This window comes from Kitasatospora misakiensis (assembly GCF_042656005.1).
Lineage (GTDB): Bacteria > Actinomycetota > Actinomycetes > Streptomycetales > Streptomycetaceae > Kitasatospora > Kitasatospora misakiensis.
In genome coordinates this window covers 118,782-134,354 of the sequence record NZ_JBHSOF010000009.1, presented here as the reverse complement: position 1 = coordinate 134,354, position 15,573 = coordinate 118,782, and the positions used below count along the sequence as shown (strand labels likewise).

At 73.8% G+C, this 15,573-nt stretch carries 14 protein-coding genes; 5 read left to right on the top strand and 9 right to left on the bottom strand.

The window, feature by feature from the left end; all coding sequences use genetic code 11:
* The first annotated feature begins 62 nt into the window (after positions 1-62).
* Positions 63-464 (top strand): VOC family protein, encoded by a 402-nt coding sequence (locus tag ACFP3U_RS10355; protein WP_380225036.1) that lies wholly within the window; start codon positions 63-65, stop codon positions 462-464.
* A gap of 186 nt (positions 465-650) precedes the next feature.
* Here the strand turns inward: ACFP3U_RS10355 and ACFP3U_RS10350 are convergent, their stop codons facing one another.
* Together ACFP3U_RS10350 and ACFP3U_RS10345 are read right to left on the bottom strand one after the other, a co-directional pair.
* A complete protein-coding gene (locus ACFP3U_RS10350) occupies positions 651-1,358 on the bottom strand; it encodes a bleomycin resistance protein (RefSeq protein ID WP_380225035.1) in 708 nt (235 codons plus the stop codon).
* A 196-nt stretch (positions 1,359-1,554) separates the two neighbouring features.
* On the bottom strand, positions 1,555-3,801 hold the full coding sequence (locus ACFP3U_RS10345) for a serine/threonine-protein kinase (RefSeq protein WP_380225034.1): 2,247 nt from the start codon (positions 3,799-3,801) through the stop codon (positions 1,555-1,557).
* A 214-nt stretch (positions 3,802-4,015) separates the two neighbouring features.
* Here ACFP3U_RS10345 and ACFP3U_RS10340 point away from each other — a divergent pair, with 214 nt between their 5' ends.
* Positions 4,016-5,998, top strand: a complete 1,983-nt coding sequence (locus tag ACFP3U_RS10340) for an SMI1/KNR4 family protein (RefSeq protein ID WP_380225033.1) — start codon at positions 4,016-4,018, stop codon at positions 5,996-5,998.
* Here the strand turns inward: ACFP3U_RS10340 and ACFP3U_RS10335 are convergent.
* From ACFP3U_RS10335 to ACFP3U_RS10305, 7 genes are all read right to left on the bottom strand, one after another.
* Positions 5,977-6,585: a GNAT family N-acetyltransferase gene (locus ACFP3U_RS10335; RefSeq protein ID WP_380225032.1), complete on the bottom strand. Its 609-nt coding sequence runs from the start codon at positions 6,583-6,585 to the stop codon at positions 5,977-5,979. The two genes, ACFP3U_RS10340 and ACFP3U_RS10335, sit on opposite strands and share 22 nt — an antisense overlap.
* A 117-nt stretch (positions 6,586-6,702) precedes the next feature.
* Positions 6,703-7,194 (bottom strand): hypothetical protein, encoded by a 492-nt coding sequence (locus tag ACFP3U_RS10330; RefSeq protein WP_380225031.1) that lies wholly within the window; start codon positions 7,192-7,194, stop codon positions 6,703-6,705.
* Entirely contained in the window at positions 7,191-7,580 is a 390-nt protein-coding gene (locus tag ACFP3U_RS10325; protein WP_380225030.1) for a hypothetical protein, read from the bottom strand. Before ACFP3U_RS10325 ends, ACFP3U_RS10330 begins: the two co-directional genes overlap by 4 nt.
* On the bottom strand, positions 7,577-9,136 hold the full coding sequence (locus ACFP3U_RS10320; RefSeq protein ID WP_380225029.1) for a hypothetical protein: 1,560 nt from the start codon (positions 9,134-9,136) through the stop codon (positions 7,577-7,579). The genes ACFP3U_RS10325 and ACFP3U_RS10320 overlap by 4 nt, the downstream gene beginning before the upstream one ends.
* Entirely contained in the window at positions 9,133-9,513 is a 381-nt protein-coding gene (locus ACFP3U_RS10315) for a type VII secretion target (RefSeq protein ID WP_380225028.1), read from the bottom strand. The genes ACFP3U_RS10320 and ACFP3U_RS10315 overlap by 4 nt, the downstream gene beginning before the upstream one ends.
* 259 nt (positions 9,514-9,772) lie before the next feature.
* On the bottom strand, positions 9,773-10,801 hold the full coding sequence (locus tag ACFP3U_RS10310; protein WP_380225027.1) for an ABC transporter substrate-binding protein: 1,029 nt from the start codon (positions 10,799-10,801) through the stop codon (positions 9,773-9,775).
* A 172-nt stretch (positions 10,802-10,973) separates the two neighbouring features.
* Positions 10,974-11,762 (bottom strand): MerR family transcriptional regulator, encoded by a 789-nt coding sequence (locus tag ACFP3U_RS10305; RefSeq protein WP_380225026.1) that lies wholly within the window; start codon positions 11,760-11,762, stop codon positions 10,974-10,976.
* A gap of 166 nt (positions 11,763-11,928) precedes the next feature.
* Between ACFP3U_RS10305 and ACFP3U_RS10300 the strand changes: the two genes are divergently transcribed.
* The 3 genes from ACFP3U_RS10300 to ACFP3U_RS10290 are packed head-to-tail and all read left to right on the top strand — an operon-like array spanning position 11,929 to position 15,472.
* Entirely contained in the window at positions 11,929-13,611 is a 1,683-nt protein-coding gene (locus ACFP3U_RS10300; protein ID WP_380225025.1) for a flavin-containing monooxygenase, read from the top strand.
* A complete protein-coding gene (locus tag ACFP3U_RS10295; RefSeq protein ID WP_380225024.1) occupies positions 13,608-14,582 on the top strand; it encodes an alpha/beta fold hydrolase in 975 nt (324 codons plus the stop codon). The genes ACFP3U_RS10300 and ACFP3U_RS10295 overlap by 4 nt, the downstream gene beginning before the upstream one ends.
* The gene (locus ACFP3U_RS10290; protein WP_380225023.1) at positions 14,579-15,472 is read left to right on the top strand and encodes an SDR family oxidoreductase; all 894 of its coding nucleotides are present in this window, start codon (positions 14,579-14,581) and stop codon (positions 15,470-15,472) included. The genes ACFP3U_RS10295 and ACFP3U_RS10290 overlap by 4 nt, the downstream gene beginning before the upstream one ends.
* Positions 15,473-15,573: the final 101 nt, after the last annotated feature.

Below are 15,573 nucleotides of genomic sequence, written 5' to 3'. Positions count from 1 at the left end.
GCCTGACGGGCTGACGGCCCTGGCGGGCTGACGGGCTGACGGGCTGGGTAGGCTCGGTGGTTGTGATCGATTCCACTCTCCACGTCCGGATCGCGCGCCCCTCCCGTGACCTGGCGGCGGCCGAGCGCTTCTACGTCGGCGGCCTCGGCCTCGCCGTCCTGTGGCGCACTACCGAACACGTCCCCGGGGAGCACGACCTCCTCATGGTCGGCCCGTCCGGCGGCGGCTGGCACTTCGAACTCACCCACGACCCCGAGCGGCCGATCGAGCCGCGACCCACCGTCGACGACCTCTTCGTGGTCTACCTCGGAGCGCCTGTGGACGAGGCGCTGGTGCGGCGGCTGGAGGACGCCGGCGGCGCGCGGGTGGCCTCCCACAACCCGTACTGGGACGAGTACGGCGTCACCGTGGTTGACCCGGACGGCTACCGCCTGGTGCTGTGCGCCCGCGCCTGGGCGGCCTGAGCGGCGGGGCGGGGTCCGGACGGCGGCTGACAAATGACAGCTGACAGATAACAGATGACAGATAACAGATTTTGAAATCTGTCAGCTGTCATCCGTCAATCGTCAATCGTCAGCCGCCGGCGCGGCCGTACGTCGGGCGGTGCGGGTCGGTCCACCTGGCGTCCCCGCCGCCCGCCCGACTGGCCGTCAGACCAGGAGGTCGGCCAGGCGCTTCAGCTCGTCCCGGACCGACTCGCGCTCCTCGGTGGTGAGTTCCGCGGCGACGGCATCCGCCCGCCGGGTGTAGGCCTCGGCGCTCACACCGTCCGCCAGACGGTGTGCCAGGTCGGCGCGCAGGGCCAGGATGCGGAACAGCAGCACCGGGGTGGGCGGTCCGTCCGGAGACTCCAGCGCGCGGTCCAGTACCCGGGCGGCCGCGGCCGGATCCTCCTTCGAGTCGGCGAACAGCGCGGCGTGGTGCAGCGCCTTCGCGAACGGCTCCTCGGGAGAAGGGCGGTGGCGCTGGTCGGCGCGGATCGGCTGGCAGATCCGCACGCAGTTGCCGCCCGGATCGGTCATCAGGAACTGCCGCACACCGTGCGAGGTGTCGCCGACCGGCCCCAGCCGGGGCAGACCCCGGGTCGGCACCCGCCCGTAGGCGGATCGCAGACCGTCCTGGAACGCGGCGTGCAGCGCGTCCACATCGTCGGTGCGAACCAGGCAGGTGCTGTAGGAGGCGCCCGGGTCGTACTGCTTCATGCCGAAGAAGTGCAGCTGGATACCGCCGCGTTGAACGACGGCGTAGGGGTTGGGACTTTTCTGATGGAGAGTCACCTCGAAGCCGAGCGCGGTGTAGAACTCGAGCACCGGTGCGAGGGACTGGCAGGGCAGGATCGGAACCGTCGATTCGACCATGCTCGCTGACTTTACCCCTCGTTGACCCTGAAACGGACGCTTCCGCTCAGATGTCGGCCCTCGGTGCGCCCCGCCCGCACGCGAGGGGCGGGCGCGCCTGGGCCGGCCGGGATGCCGGTCATCGGATTCCGCTCAACCGGGCGCCCCCGTAGGGGGTTTCGCCATCACACTCACGTGGGCCGAACGCCCGGCGGGGTCAGCCCAGGTCCCGCAGCGAGGTGCGGACGCGTTCGGCGAGGGGCGCGGGCAGGCCGCCGTACTTTCCTGTGGCTGCCGCCCGTTGCCCCTCCGGGCCCGTCGCGTACGCGAGGAAGGAGCGGAGCGCGGGGAGCGTCTCCGGCTTGTTGCCCCGGTCGCACACCACGGCCGAGCCGAGTTGGACGATCGGGTACGCGCCCGCGACCGGCGGGGCCGAGTAGACGTCCAGGGTCAGGTCGGCACCCGTGCCCACGACCTTGGCCGATTCCAGCGCCTTGCCCGCGGACTCCGGCGTGGGCACGACCGGCGTGCCCCCCGCGCCGGTCGCCAGGCGGACGACCGAGGCCCCCTGGGCGGTGGAGGTCGCGGGGAGGAAGGCGATCGAACCGTTGGCCGAGGCGACCGCCGCGGCGAGGTCCTTCGTGGCCGTGGGCTGTCCGGCGGCGCCCTTCGGCCAACTCCGGTCCGGCTGGAACGGCCAGGCGTCCTTCGCGGAGGCCGTGAGGTACTGGGTGAGGGCGAGCGTGGTGGCCGAGTCGGAGGTCGGCGCGAACGGCGTGATGGGCGCCGCCGGGAGGACCGCACCCGGGTTGAGCGCGCCGATCTGCGGGTCGTTCCAGACGGTGATCCGGCCCCGGAAGATCCCGGCGACCGTCGCCGCGTCGAGGACCAGCGTGTCCAGACCCGCGACCTTGTAGACCACGGTGACGGGCAGCGCGCTCAGCGGCAGTTGGACGGCCTTGCCGCCCGTGCAGCGGCCGGCCGAGGCGGTGACCTGTTCGGGCGTCAGACCGGTGTCGGTGACGGCGAAGTCGAGATCCCCGGCCAGGAAACCCTGGTAGCCGGCGCCGACGCTTATGGAGTCGTACGTGACGTCGGCGCCCGGGCAGGACTTGGTGTAGTCGGTGGACCAGAGCTTCATCGCGTTGCCCTGCGAGGTGCCGCCGCCGGAGCGCAGCGGCACGGCGGGTGCGCAGGCGAAGGCGGTGGCCGGAGCACCGGGCGAGGGCGGCGTCGACGCCGGGGCGGCGGCGGGACCGGTGGCGGCGGTGGACGCCGCGGCCGACGAGCCCGCCGTCGCACCGGGCTTCCCGTGGTCGGGGTCGTCCTGGTTGAGCACCAGCGTCAGGACGAGGGCGGTCGTCGCGGCGACCGCCGTGGCGCCGAGCGCCACGGCGGGCCACCGGCGGCGCTGCCGTGGCCCGGCAGGGGCGGTGGGCGGCTGGGGCTCGGGCCAGGACTGCGGCTGCGGAGGCGGGAACGAAGGCGCGGTCGGTGTCGCCGGTGCCGCTGCCGTCGGTGTCGCGACCGGGACGGGCGGCGGGCCCGGCTCGGGCACCACTACCGGGCCCGTCACCAGACCTGTGACCGGACCCGGCGCCGAGCCGGTCACCGTCCCCGGCGCGTCGACCACCGTGCGCGGCGCCGTCGCCGCCAGGCCCGGTCCGTCGGCGCTCGCGAAGCCGGCCAACAGCTGCTCCACCGTGGGCCGTTGCGTCGCCTCCTTGGCCAGGCAGCCGGTGACGAGCTGCACCAGCTCGGCGGGCAGCCCGGTCAGGTCGGGCGCCTCGTACACCACCCGGAAGCCGATCGTGTGCACCGTGTCGCCGTCGAACGGGCCGTGCCCGGTGGCGGCGTACACCAGGACCGAGCCGAGCGCGAACACGTCGGTCGCCGGCCCGACCGTGCCGCGCCGGAACTGTTCGGGCGCCATGAACGGCGGCGTGCCGACGACCACCCCGGTGCTGGTGAGCGGGGCCGCGTCGAGCGCGCGGGCGATCCCGAAGTCGATGACGCGCGGGCCGTCCTCGGCGAGCAGGACGTTGCCCGGCTTGAGGTCCCGGTGGACCAGCCCGGCGCGGTGGATGTCGCGCAGCGCCTCGACCAGGCCCGCCGCCAACTGCCGGACCTGCGCGGCGGGCAGCGGACCCTGGCTCGCGACCCGCTGGGCGAGCGACGGTCCGGGGATGAAGAGCGTGGCCAGCCAGGGCGTCCCGGCCTCGGCGTCGGCGTCCAGGACGGGCGCGGTGAACGCGCCGCTGACCCGGCGGGCGGCGGCGAGCTCCTGCCGGAACCGCAGCCGGAAGTCCCCGCCGGCGGCCAGTTCGGGGCGGATGACCTTGACGGCGACCTGCCGCCCGGACACCGAGCGGGCCCGGTAGACGACCCCCATCCCGCCCTCGCCCAGCCTGCCCTCCAGGCGGTACCCGCCGATCTCGCGCGGATCCTCGTCCAGCAGCGCCACGTACCCAGCTCCCCCTCGGTCATGAACCGTCGGCCCGAACGGCCCGGCGGACCAACCGGCCCAGCCTAGAGGAGACATCGTGTCCGGGCAGGTGACCCGGGCCCAGGCGCTCCGCTGCCCCTCCGCCGTCCCTTCGTCACCCGTCCGCCGTTGAAGATCTGACGAACCCACGGGAGCGTCGGAGTTGTCGGTGCTGCGTGCAAGGATCACCGCCATGACGGAGCAGACGTTCGACTGGCGTTCCTTCCTCGTCCGCTGGAGCGAGGACTGGGCCGGCGCGTGCACCGATCCGGCGGAGCTGCGTGAGGACGACGTGGCGGCGTGGCGGGCGCGCTGGCTGGGGTTCGACGCGGCCCCGCCGGCGCGGATCGCGGCGGCGGAGGCCGAGCTGGGGTGCGTGCTGCCGCCGTCGTACCGGGAGTTCCTCGCGGTCAGTGACGGCTGGCGGCAGGCGGGCGGATTCGTGTACCGGCTGGCGGGGACGGACGGGGCCCGGTGGCACCGGGACGCCTGGGGGGTCGCCGAGTACTTCGACGAGGGCGAGCCGGCGGGGATGTGGGAGCGGGCCCTGCAACTCGACGTCGAGTCCGACCTCACGCTCGTCCTGCTCGACCCGGGGGACGTGGACGAGGACGGCGAGTGGGCGGTGTACTGCTACGCCTCGTGGCGCGCCGCCCCGCCCGAACGGTACGCGTCCTTCCGGGCGTTCATGGTGGCGATGCACCAGGAGTTCCACAGCCTGGCCGTGAGCCGGCACGGCGCGGAGTTCGCCAACGCCACCACCCGCGAGCAGGACGCCCGGGTCGATGCCGCCCGGCTGGACGCCCTGGCCGGAGCGTACGAGCGGGCGGAGGAGGTGCTGGCCGAGGCCGTCGCCTTCAGCCGGCCGCGTGCTCGCGGCCTGCTCGACCAGGTGCGGCCGTTCGGCTCGGCGCGGCCCGGTCCGACCTTCGGGGAGCTGCCGCGCGACCCCCTCTTCCTCACCGAGGTGGTGCCGGTGCTCGCGGCCCAGCACGTCCGGTCCGGGCGGGACGCGGCGATGTGGGGCCACCGGGTGGGGCCGGAGCCCGGCGACCTGCGGACGGCGGCCGACGAGGTGCTCCGGCAGGTCCGTGAGGGCGGGTACCGCTACGCCGCGTCCGGCCCCTTCGGGGCGGCCGTCGACCGGGCGCGCGAGCAGGCGCGCTGGGGCGGGACGGGCGCCGCCTGGCGGACGCTGCGCGCCGCGTTCCCGCAGTGGACGCCGCTGGGGCCGGACCACCTCGCGCCCGTCGGGCTGCTCGCGGATCCGCTGCTCGGGCCGCTGGTCTCCCCGGAGCGCTGGCGTGACCTGTTGGCCGTACCGCGCGGCGACGCCGCGCTGCGGGCACCGGCTGGCGTGGCGGAGCCGGTCGCGGACGCCGACGAGGCGCCGGGGGAGGGGCCGGGGGAGGGTGACGGGCTCGCCTGGCTGGTCGCCGTCCCGAGGAGCGCCGGCGGCTTCGGGGCCTACCGCTTCGTGCTGGTGGAGGGGGTGGCGCCGGCCGGGCTGCCGGCCGTCCTCGGCGGGGAGGGGGCGGTGCTCGACCCGCCGACGAGCCGGTGGGAGGTCGATGCGGTCCGGTCCCGGCCGGGCTCCCCGTCCCGATCCCAGTCCCGCTCCCCGGAGCAGGGCTTCGGGGCACTGCGCGTCGTCTCCTCCGAGGACCCGCGGCCGGCGCTGGTCGGTCACGCGGGTGCCGACGGCGGGGCCGGGTGGAGCTTCGCCTTCGACCCGCAGGCGCCCTCCTGGCCCGCGGAGCACCTCCCCGCGCCGGCCGTGGCCGCCTCGGGCCGGACGGGCGGCCGTGCGCTCGCGGTCTTCGCCGTGCCCCAGCAGGACTTCTTCCACCTCTCCGTGGCGGAGGGCGGCGCGGAGAGGTACGGCTTCACCGTGCGCGGGTCCGAGATCACCCGCAGCGGCCCGGAGCCAGTCCCGTGCGCCCTCGACCCGGACCGGTACTTCGGCCCGGACGCCTCCGACGGCGGGTCGGGCGGGCTGTTGACCGCGCTCGGCACCGAGTTCGGGGTGGGCCTGCCCCGGTTCGCGCTCACCGAGGGGCGGCTGCACTCCTTCGCGGACCCGTCCTGGACGCCGCCCCGGCTGCCGGGCGAGGGCTACCTGACGATCTCCTTCGGGTTGTTGGAGGAGGCCGATCAGTCGCCGGGGACGTCGTGAGCACGGGTGGCATGGGGAACGCCGTCGGCCGCGAGCCGGCGGCGTCGCGCCTCCCACTCCCGGCGGAGCAGGCCGAACAGCAGACGGTCGTAGCGGGTGCCGGCGAGCAGCACCGCGTCCCGGCGGCACCCCTCCTCCTGGAAGCCGAGCCGGGTGAACGCGCGGGCGGCACGGGTGTTGCCGCTCCAGGTGTCCAGCTCCAGCCGGTGCAGCGGGAACGCGCCGAAGAGGTGGTCCACCAGCAGGCCGAGCGCCTCCGAGCCGTAGCCGTGGTCCCAGAACTCCCGCTCGCCGATGAAGATCCCGACCTCGGCGACCCCTTCGTACGGATCGAGGTCCCGGTAGTCGACCATGCCGATCGGGCGGCCGCCGGCCAGCTCCTCGACGGTGAGGACGGCGCTCTCGCGCGGGTCGAGGCGCAGGATCCGACCGAAGCGGTCCGCCAGCGCCTCGACGGTGGTCGGGCCGAAGCGCGGGTCGCCGGCGGCTGCCAGCCGGATGACTTCCGGGTCGTTGCGCCACCGGAGCTGGTGCTCCGCGTCCTCCGCGCGCAGGGCGCGCAGCCGTACTGCCTTACCTTCGATCATGATCGGATAGTAGGCCCGGGGTCCTGTCGCGGACACCCGGATTCCGGACCGGCCGACCGACCGACGGCGGGCGCCGGTGCCGCCGCCCGCCGCCGTCGCCCGCTCGTCCGCCCGCCGTCAGCCGACGGTGACCCGGACGTCCTTGCTGGCCAGCACCTTGCAGGTGGCCGGGTTCTGCACGTCCTTGCAGGTCGCGAAGTCGACATAGCGCCAGGTGAGCGTGGTGCTGCCGGCGGCGGTGGCGGTCCAGCTCTGCCGGACGGTGTGGCCGCAGCCGGCGGTCTTCGGCGGGCAGGTGCTCTGCTTGGCGTCGTCGTCCCGGTGCAACAGGGTGGTGTCGCCGCCGTCGGCGAGCCGCCAGCCGTGCGGCAGCGGTGCGACCCGCACGTCCATGCCCACCGACCGGCCGACCGCGAGGTGGACGTCGCTCGGCTCGAACGCGGGCTGCTTGCCGCCCCCCACCGCCTCGGCCTCCGCGTCGGCGGGCAGGGCCAGCAGCGCGGCGGAGGGCGTGTCGGGCGTGTCGGCGCCGCTCGACGAACAGCCCGTCAAACCCACCAGCACGGTGGTGACGGCGACCGCGACGGTGAGGACCGTCCGGCCCCTCACGCCGAGCCCCCCGCGCGGGCGTCGCGACGCAGTTCGAGCAGCGCCGCGACCTCGGCCAGCCAGCGCGCGAACAGGTGCTCGCGCGCCACGTCCGAGCCGGTCGCCGCCGCGGCCTGCAACCAGGTGCGGACGAGCGTCGCGCCGGCCTCGCCGATCACCGGCTCGGGCAGGGCGAGGGCGGCCTCGAACCCGCCCGTCCGCACGTGCCGGGCCAGGAAGCCCAGCGGGTACGGGCCGATGCCCGCCGCCTCGGCGCGGTGCGCGGCGGCGATGGCCGCCTCGGTGAACAGCGCCTGGCGCGGGCCGCCGGCCAGCAGCAGGCCGCGGGTGACGGCGGCGGGCACGTCGAGGTCCGCCAGCTCGGCGTCCGACCGAACGGTGGTCATTTCGGCAGCTCCAGGGCGGTCGACTTGTTGAGCGGGTGTTCGCCGGGGGTGAGCCCGCCGAGCTGACTGTTGACGAACTGCTCCTCCGTCACCCAGGAGGTGAAGCCCCACGGGTTGTAGATCTGGAGCCGGTCCCCGTCCCGCCCGATGATCATCATCTGGTGGCCGGAGTCCTCGTTGCGGACGGTGATCGGCACCGGCAGGCCCTCGTCGACCGACTTCTCGATCCGGGTCAGCGCCTTGCGCCGGTCCTCGTCGTTCTCCAGGTCGACGTGCTCGTAGTCGGCGCCGGTCGCCCTGCCGAGGTCCTTGTCGGCGAGGTAGGTCTGGGCCTTGGCGCCCAGCCCGGCGTCCACCTTCGGGTAGACCTGCTTGTTGCCGTCGACCCGCTGGCCGTCCTTGTACTCGCCGAGGTAGGTCTCCTGGAGGCGCTGCTCGAAGTTCTGCGGCGAGTCGGCGCCGGGCACGTCGGGCGTGCCGCCGGTGGTCAGCTGGAACATCAGCAGCGGGTCCAGCTTGGCCTGCGCGATGACGGTGGAGGCCGCGACGCAGTCACTCACATTGCGCTGCGAGTAGACGCCGTACCCGTCGATGTTCACCTGCTGGCCCTGGTAGGTGACGTCGATGTTGTCGGAGGACTCGCGCTGGGTGTCCTCGGTGGAGGTCGCCGGGACGAGGTGCTGGGCGAGCCAGGTCGGATCGTCGCCGTGCGGGTGGATCTGCGCGTCGAACCGCTGGATGTCCGCCACCGAGTGCCCGGCCGCCAGCGCCTTCCACAGGTAGGCCGACTCCTCGGGGGACTTGGCGCCGGAGAGCAGCGCGCGGAACGCCGCCTGGTCGCTGCCGGTCATCACCCCGAGCACCTGGTTCGCCCGGTCGAGCTGGTTGGGGGTGAGGATGTAGTCGCCGTCCTCGCCCGCGCCGGGGTTCTTCTCGGTGGCCAGCACCACCGCCGCCAGCGGGTCGATCGAGCCGTTGCCGGCCCGCGCCGCGCGCGCCTTGGAAGCCAGCTGGTTGAGCCGGCTGGCGGTGCTGGTGCCGCAGCTCTCGGCGCGGCGCGCGGCCGCGAGCCGTACGCCGACGCCGGCCAGGGCCGCCGCCCGGGCACCCTGGTCGAAGCCGGCCGGGTCGTGCCGGGCCAGTTCGCCGGCGTCGTGCAGCTGCTGCCGGCCCTGCGCGTCGGTGGACTTCGCCCACTGCAGGTCGTTGGCCCAGGCGTCGAGCAGCTTGGCGGCCTCGGCGAGGGTGTCCTTCGAGGTGGTGGTCTCCGCCGACATCGCGTGCACCGCCTGGGTCGCGTGCTCGGCGACCGACCCCGTCCACACCGCGGGCAGCTGGTTGGTCGCCACACCGGACAGGTCGGTGGTGGCCTTGGCGAAGGAGACCGCCGCCTTGGCGTAGTCCTGCGCCCGCGCCCGGACCGCCGCCGGGTCGCCGACCGGCTCCGGGACGGCGAGCGCCTCCTCTATGCCCTGCAACAGGTGCAGGTTGGGCAGCATGAAGGTGAACTGCTCGATGGAGTGCTGCGCGTGCTCCAGATCCTTGACCTTGCTCACCGGCCGCCGCCCGCGGGCACCAGGCCGGAGGCGATGGCGTGCTCGGTGTTGCGGTAGTTCGCCGTGGTGGTCGCCATCTTCTGCGACAGCTCGTCCAGCGCGCGCTGGGTCACGCCGATCTCCTTCGACCATGCGCTGTCGAAGGAGGACCAGGCCCGGTCCACACCGAACTCGCCGAAGGCGGTCGACGCGTAGCAGACCGAGCCCGCGTACGCCGCCTTCGCCTCGGCGATGTCGGTCGCCGTCCGGCCCAGCTGCTCGGAGACGCCGTTCAGGCCGCCCACGTTGACGTGGTATCCGTTCGAGCCGGCCGACCCGCCCGGGCCGGTGCCGCCGACGGTGCCTCCGGCGGCACCGGGCACTGTTCCGTCGCTCATGTTCGTCGATCCCCCCGTGCTGTGGGCCGTGCGCCGGCCCGGGTCCGTCGGCACCGCGCTGTGGTCGGCGCGGCGCCGAGCGGAGAGCCTAGTACCTGCGGTCGGCCGGGGAGCGACCGCGTGCGGGGTCCCGGCCCGGGCGCGCGAATTCTTCACTCGGAGTGCGCGCGGGCTCCGCTTCGGGGCGCCTGCCCTTGGGACGCTCTTGGGGTTCGGCGTTCGCGGGCTGCTGTCCGTGCCTGGCCCGGGTGAGCGTGGATCAGCCCACCAGGTCGTGGCGGATCTGGTCGAGGATCAGGCCTGCGCCGGTGTAGCCGATGCCGAGCATCCAGAGGTTGTCGTCGACTTGGTACACCTTGCCGTTGCGGACGGCGTCGAGCTTGTTCCACAGCGTGCCGCCGACGATCTTCGCGTGGTCGGACTTCGCCGCGTCGCCGTAGACCGAGTAGAAGATGACGTCGGCCGCGGCCTGGTCGACCTGCTCGGGGCTGATCTCCAGCGCGAAGCCGGACTTGTTCTGGTTGGCGGGGCGGCCGACCCCGAGGTCGGTGAGGATCGAGCCGACGAAGGTGTCGTTGAGGTACAGGCGGGTGGGCGCGCCGGCGAGGAAGCGGGCCATCTCGACCTTGAGCGCCGCCGCCTTCTCCGGCCCGCCGAGCGCGGCGACCAGCTCGGCGGCCTTCGCCCGGTACGCCTGCTCGGCGGCGGCCGCCTCCGCCCGGCGCCCGAGTGCCTCGGCGTGCAGCCGGACGTTCTCCTTCCAGGCGGGCCCGGTGGTCCGGCTCAGCACGGTCGGCGCGATCTTGGACAGCTCGTCGTAGCGCTTGTCGTCGCGGACCTGGTTGCTGAGGATGACGTCGGGGCGGAGTTCGGCGATCGCCTCCAGCTGGGGCGAGCCGATGACGCCCACGGCTTTGATCCCGGCGAGGCGTTCGGCGGGGAGGTACGCGGAGAACGGCGCCCCGGCGGCGACGGTGGTCGCGCCGACCGGGGTGATGCCCAGGGTGACGGCGGAGTCGAGGGCGTCGGTGTCCAGGACGACGACCCGGCGGGCCCGCGCGGGGACGGTGCTCTCGCCTCCCGCGTGCCGCACCACGCGGGAGGCGCCCGACGATCCGTCGGTGGCGTCCGACCCGCTGGCCTTCGCCTTGCCGTCGGACCCGCAGGCGGTCAGCGCGAGTCCGGAGGCCAGCCCGGCGGTCAGGGCGAACAGCCTGCGGCGGGTCAGGGGGAGGGCGGCGGGGAGGGGGAGACCGGGGTGGCGGGGGTGGACGGGGGCGTCGGGCATCGGGCGACTCCGTTCCGGCAGCAGACGGCGAGGCGGCTCATCCCTGCCCGGTGGCACGGATCCTTACGCCCGCGCGCGGAAGCACGGGCCGGCGGCCGGGGGGCTGACAGATAACAGATGAAAGATTTCAATATCCGTCAGTTGTCAGTTGTCAGCCCGAGGTTGTCGGACGTCAGTCGTTCTCCCGGTGCTCCAGGCGCTGCCGGAGCAGTTCGTCGTACTCGGCGCGCACCCGGCGGTCCATGGCCAGCGCGAACTGGGCGTCCGTGACCGTGCGGGCGAGCGGGCGGATCCGGAGGATCCGGTCGGTCAGCCGGGCCGCCTCGCCGGGTGGCAGGGGGTTGTCGGCCGCCAGTGCGCCGAGCACGTGCTCGCGCACCAGGGCGGTGAAGATCTCGGCGATCGCCGTCACGTGCTCCTGGGTCCGCCGGCTCGCCTCCAGGACGGCCGAGAGGGGTACGCCCTCCGCGACCAGAGCCGTCGTGGAGTCCATCAGCCGGCGGCTGACGTGCGTGATCCCGTCCTCCTCGACCGTGATGAAGCCCTGGTCGATGGACTCGGCGGTGTTCTCCTCGGTGAGCTGGTCGCCGAAGGCCGCCTTCAGTTCGTCCCAGTCGAGGTGGACGGCGGTCTCGTCGGACCAGGGCGCGACGAGCGCCGCCTCCAGGCCGATCAGCTCGGCGACGTCCCGCCCGCTCTCGCCGGCGCCGATCAGTTCGGCGATCCCGCCGAGGGTGTGGCCGCGTTCCAGCAGCTCGGCGATCATCCGCAGCCGGGCCAGGTGGGCCTCGCCGTACCAGGCGATCCGCCCCTCCTTGCGGGGTGGCTGGAGCAGCTTCCGCTCCCGGTAGAAGCGCAGGGTGCGGGTGGTGATCCCGGCCGCTTCGGCCAGTTCCGCCACCCGGAACTCGCGTTGCCCGTCCTCGCCAGCAGCTTCGACCTTGTCCACGGCGCTCAGCATAGGACCGCGGTTCGCCCGATCGGGTCGGTCAGCCTTCTTCCATCAAGTGTCAGCAAGGGCTAACCTGCCAACCGTGCCAGTGATTGCTGGCACGGTTGGCGAGCCGCGCCGCGCCGAGCAGCGGCGACGTGCGCCCCACGGTCCCCCACCCTCAGGAGGACGCCGCATGGCATCCAGCACCAAGCGCCCCCGCCCCCGAGCCTCCGACGCGTCCGCCCCGAGCCAGGCGGCATCCGACCAGGCGAGTCCCGGCGGGACGGCCCCCGGCGAGACGGCCTCCGGCGAGACGGCCCTCGGTGGCGTGGCGACCGGTGGCGCGGCGACCGAGCCGGCGGTCCCGCACGTCCGGGTCGCCGTCATCGGCTCGGGCTTCGGCGGCCTCGGCGCCGGCATCCGGCTGCGCCGCGCCGGCATCACCGACTTCGTCGTGCTGGAGCGCGCCGACTCGGTCGGCGGCACCTGGCGCGACAACAGCTACCCCGGCTGCGCCTGCGACGTCCCCTCGCACCTCTACTCCTTCTCCTTCGCCCCCAACCCCGACTGGCCGCGCAGCTTCTCCGGCCAGCCGGACATCCGCGCCTACCTGGAGAAGGTCGCCGACGTCTTCGGTCTCCGCCCCCACCTGCGCTTCAACACCGAAGTGACCGAGGCCCGTTGGGACGTCGAGCGGACCCACTGGCGGATCACCACCACGGCCGGCCGCTGGACCGCGGACGCCATCGTCGCCGCCGCCGGACCGCTCGCCGACCCGCAGATCCCCGACCTGCCCGGCCTGGACACCTTCCCCGGCAAGGTGTTCCACTCCTCCCGCTGGGACCACGACTACCCACTCGCGGGCAAGCGCGTCGCGATGGTCGGCACCGGCGCCTCCGCCGCCCAGATCATCCCGGCGATTCAGCCGCAGGTCGGCAAACTGACGGTCTTTCAGCGAACCCCGGCCTGGGTCCTGCCGCGTCGCGACCGGACGATCACCGAACTGGAGAAGCGGCTGCACGACCGCTTCCCGCTGACCGCCAAGGTCCGCCGCGGCACCCTGTTCGCGCTGCGCGAGCTACAGGTGGACGCCTTCGTCCGGCGGCCCGGCCTGCTCAAGATGGTCCAGCGGCTCGCCGAACGGCACATCGCCGACGGTGTCGCCGACCCGGCCCTGCGCGCCCGGCTCACACCCGACTACCGGATCGGCTGCAAGCGCATCCTGCTCAGCAACACCTACTATCCGGCGCTCGCCGCCGCCAACACCGAGGTGGTCGGCGGAGGACTGCGGGAGGTGCGCGGCTCGACCCTGGTCGCCGCCGACGGCAGCGAGCACGAGGCGGACGCGATCGTCTTCGGCACCGGCTTCCACGTCACCGACATGCCCATGGGATCCAGGGTGTTCGGGGCCAACGGCACGAGCTTCGCCGAGGAGTGGAAGGAGGGCATGGAGGCGCTGCGCGGGTCCACCGTGCACGGCTTCCCCAACTTCTTCTTCGTCATCGGCCCCAACACCGGACTCGGCAACAGCTCGATGATCCTGATGATCGAGTCCCAGCTCAACTACATGATCGACGCGCTGACCAGGCTCGACGAGATCGGCGCGACCGCCATGCAGCCCACCGCCCGGGCGCAGCGCCGCTGGAACCTCGAACTCCAGCACCGGATGGACCGCACCGTCTGGACCACCGGCGGCTGCCGCAGCTGGTACCTGGACAGGAGCGGCAAGAACACCGTGCTCTGGCCCGGTTCGACCACCTCGTTCCGCCGCGCCACCCGCAAGGTCGACCTCACCGAGTACGAGTTGATCCTTCGTCAGAACAGCAGCGCCGCGCCGTCCTTGAACACCGCCGAGGCCGAGGAGGCCAGGGTATGAGCCGCCCGCCGATCCCCGCCGACTGCCTCCAGCCCGCCCCCGCCGAGGAGTTGGCCGTCCACTCGGCCGACGGTACACGGCTGCACGTCGAGGTCCACGGACAGCCGGGGGCGCCGACCGTCGTCCTCGCGCACGGCTGGACCTGCTCGACCCACTTCTGGGCGCCGGTGATCCACCGGCTCGCCGACCGGTACCGGGTGGTGGTGTACGACCAGCGCGGCCACGGCCGGAGCGAGATTCCGCCGAGCCGGGCCCGTTACTCCACCCGGGCGCTGGCCGAGGACCTCTCCGCGGTGGTCACCCGGGTGGTCCCGGAGGGCGGGCGGGCCGTGCTGGCCGGCCACAGCATGGGCGGCATGACCGTGATGGCCGGTGCCGCCCGACCCGAGGTCGCCGAGCGCACGGCGGCCGCCGTGCTGATCTCCACCGGAGCGGCCGAACTCATCGGCGAGGTGCGGGTCGTCCCGGACGCCGTGCGCTCCCCGAAGCTGCGCCGCTTCCTGCACCGGCAGATCCTGCGGTCCCGGCTGCCGCTCGGACCGGTCGGGCCGGTCAGCCGGGCCGGGCTCAAGTACGCGATCATGGGCCCGAGTTCGCCCGCCGAGCGCACCGAGGTGGCCGTCCGGATGGTGCACGCCTGCCCGACCGGCGTCCGCGCCAACTGGGCCCGGGTGCTGGACGGGTTGGACGTCCGGCCGGGGCTGGCCCGCCTCACCGCGCCGACGGCCGTCGTGGTCGGCGCCGAGGACCGGCTCACCCCGCCGGCGCTCGCGCACCGCATGGTCGCGGTGCTCGCCGACCCGCAGGGGCTGCTCCTGCTGCCCGGGGTCGGCCACATGGCGCCGATCGAGCGGCCGGCCGAGATAGCCGCCGAGATCGATCGGATGGCCACCACCCACCTCTCGGGTCCGCGCGCCGTCGCGGCCGAGGCCCCCGCCACTGCCGACTCCGAGAGGACCGCCGTCGCATGACCACCACCCCGCCGCTCTCCGCCCAGGTCGCCGTCGTCACCGGAGCCGCGCGCGGCGTCGGCGCCGCCCTGGCCCGCAACCTCGCCCGGCGCGGCGCTAAGGTGGCGCTGGTCGGCCTGGAGCCGGAGGAACTGAAGGCCGTCGCCGCGCAGTGCGGCCCGGACGCCACCATGTGGGAGGCCGACGTCACCGACGTCGAGGCGCTCACCGGGCTCGCCGAGCGGATCAAGGCGCACTACGGCCGGATCGACGCCGTCGTCGCCAATGCGGGCATCGCCCTCGGCGGCCCGCTGCTGGACAGCGACCACCGGGCGTTCAGCCGGGTGATCGAGGTCAACCTGCTCGGCAGTGTGGCCACGGCGCGGGCCTTCCTGCCGGCCCTCACCGAGAGTCGCGGGTACCTCCTGCAGATCGCCTCGCTGGCCGCGCTCACCCCGGCGCCGCTGATGAGCGCGTACTGCGCGAGCAAGGCCGGGGTCGAGGCGTTCGCCCACGCGATCCGCGCCGAGGTCGCGCACCAGGGCGTGAAGGTCGGTGTCGGGTACCTGAGTTGGACCGACACCGACATGGTGCGCGGTGCCGACGAGGACACCGTGCTCAAGCAGATGCGGTCCCGCCTGCCGTGGCCGGCGAACAAGACCTACCCGCTGGAGCCGGCGGTGGACCGTCTGGTCGCCGGCATCGCCCGGCGCTCCGCCCATGTCTACGCCCAGGCGTGGTCGCGCGGTATGCAGCCGGTTCGCTGGGTCCTGCCGTCGCTGATCGCCACGGTCGGCTCCCGCGACGTGGCCAAGCTCGCGCCCCAGCTCGCCGCCACCGCGGCCACCCGCCTCCGCCCGGTCGGCCCCGGCGGCGCCGCCGACACCGCCGCGCGGTCCGAGCACCACTGACGGGCGACCGGGGGCGGACGGCGGGTGACAGCTGACAACTGACAGATATCAGATGACAGATAACAGCTGACAGATTTTGAAATCTGTCAGCTGTTATCTGT